Raw genomic sequence first — 1,910 nt, forward strand, 5'->3', positions numbered from 1 at the left:
CCCGCTGAAAACATGCGAGGGACGGTTGAAACATGGGTCAATTCTCAATGGAAATATCGGGCTGCGCCGGGTCAGCTCTCAGTGGAAATCAACAGCATATGGCAAAATACTGGGAATTGCCGAAGCTAACCTCGTGTGGACCTATCTCAACAAGGGGACGCACGAAGAGGCAGATAGGGATGACTTCGATGCCGAGGTGGTCGAAGTCGTGGTCCGGACGCTTGAAGAGCTGGATGTCATCGATCTGCGCCCGCGGCGTTGACGGTGCGGTAGCGCTGCACGGTCGGTGTGGGCGACGACTGGTGGCAATTTCCAGAGCTCCGCCAACTCGGCATGATTTTGATCATCACCGATGTGAGGGCGGACGTCTTAGACAACATCGTATTGAACCAACGGAACCTCGGTGAAGGTACAAAGTAAGCGATGTGCTGATCCCACCTTGGCTGGCTAATACCCAATCGGAGTATTAAACTTCAATCGCTGTAGAGCGGATGCGGCGGCATGGCTCCAACAGCGATCATATAAGTTAGGCCGACGGCACGACACGCCGTGTAATCTTTGATCAACCACGATCAACTGAGGCGGTGGACCTAAGGTGAAGAGCAGGGCAACATCGAATGATACTTGCTTGTTTGGAGCCGCTTGATGATCCGCTTCTTCTGTGGCGTGGCCCTGCTGAGTGTCCTTTCGATTTTCGTCATCCCAGCGGTATTGATCACCACGGCCATTCCCGTGGAGGTCGTTTACATCGTTCCTTTCGCGCTCTGTATCATCGCTTTGATAAAGCGCCTCAACGGGAGCGAACCTCGAAAAGGCGATGAACTGGCTAAGAAGTTCGGTGTGTGGGTGGCTGCGCGGATTTCCAAGACCTTTGATTTACAGCCTCGGCCAGAGCCTACCATGGAGGAAAGGTTGATCGCGGTTGCTGTTGGAACCGCTGCTGTTATTGCTCTTGGGGTGGTGGCGTATCTCTATCAGGCCGCTCCTCGCTGGTACGGCGTTATTTTTGTACTATGGCTTGTTGCCATGTTCACCGCATGGGGCGTGCGGCGTCCGAACCTACAGCAGCCGAATGACGGTGAGTGAATGCTCATGGCCAACTGCGGTCATTGGTGTGACCTGCATTGTATGGGAAGATAGTTCCACGGCAAAAGGGCGTCGATCTGGCTTTGTTTGTGGCCAGTAACGATAGCAGTAAGGGTCGCGGTCAAATAGGCAAGCGGATCGACGGCGTTGAGCTTACACGTCTCGATCAACGAGGCGATTGTCGCCCAGTTCTCCGCTCCGGCATCGTGCCCGGCAAAGAGCGCGTTCTTCCGATTGAGAGCAATCGGCCGGATTGTCCGCTCGACGGTGTTGTTGTCGATCTCTATGCGTCCGTCGGTCAGGAAGAGCTTCAGGCCGTCCCAGTATTTGGCGATGTAGGCCAAAGCCTCGCCGAGCGGGGACTTCGTTGCGACACGGGCACGGTGATGGACAAGCCAGGCCTGCATGTCGGCGACCAGTGGTGCTGACCGCTCCTGTCGCCCCGCAAGGCGAGCCTCTGGATCGAGGCCACGCAGTTCGGACTCGATCCGATACAGTTCACCGATCCGCTTGACGCCGTCCTCGGCAATGGGTGCTGAGCTGTTGCGGGTGATATCCACCAGCTTGCGACGAGCGTGCGCCCAACAATAGGCAAGCCGAATGTCTGGGCCAATCCTGTCTGGCCCGATCAGCCTGTTGTATCCGGCGTAGCCATCGACCTGCAGGATGCCGGAGAAGCCCTGCAATATCCGTTCGGCATGAATGCCCCCGCGACCGGGAGCGTAGGTGTGCCGATTCCGATGAAGCCGCCCCTTTGTTCCGAGATGATTGCGCCCCGTGATTCCGGGATGATCTCGCCCCCTTCTGAGGAGGTTTGCAGGCAA

Annotated in this window: 3 protein-coding genes; 2 read left to right on the top strand and 1 reads right to left on the bottom strand. The window is 56.8% G+C overall.

Features of this window, described 5'->3' with window-relative positions; translation table 11 throughout:
• Both FHW37_RS33360 and FHW37_RS33365 read left to right on the top strand, forming a co-directional pair.
• Positions 1 to 262 (top strand): hypothetical protein (locus FHW37_RS33360; protein ID WP_145643861.1); only part of this gene is annotated, 262 nt, incomplete at its 5' end.
• 383 nt (positions 263 to 645) lie between these two features.
• Positions 646 to 1,086, top strand: coding sequence for a hypothetical protein (locus tag FHW37_RS33365; protein WP_145643862.1), 441 nt, complete (start codon positions 646 to 648; stop codon positions 1,084 to 1,086).
• Positions 1,087 to 1,106: 20 nt separating this feature from the next.
• On the opposite strand, the gene tnpC is transcribed toward FHW37_RS33365, so the two are convergent.
• On the bottom strand, positions 1,107 to 1,910 hold an 804-nt coding region (tnpC, locus tag FHW37_RS33370), incomplete at its 5' end, for an IS66 family transposase (RefSeq protein WP_246691065.1).

It is taken from the genome of Neorhizobium alkalisoli, assembly GCF_007829835.1.
In the GTDB taxonomy this organism is placed as follows: Bacteria; Pseudomonadota; Alphaproteobacteria; order Rhizobiales; family Rhizobiaceae; genus Neorhizobium.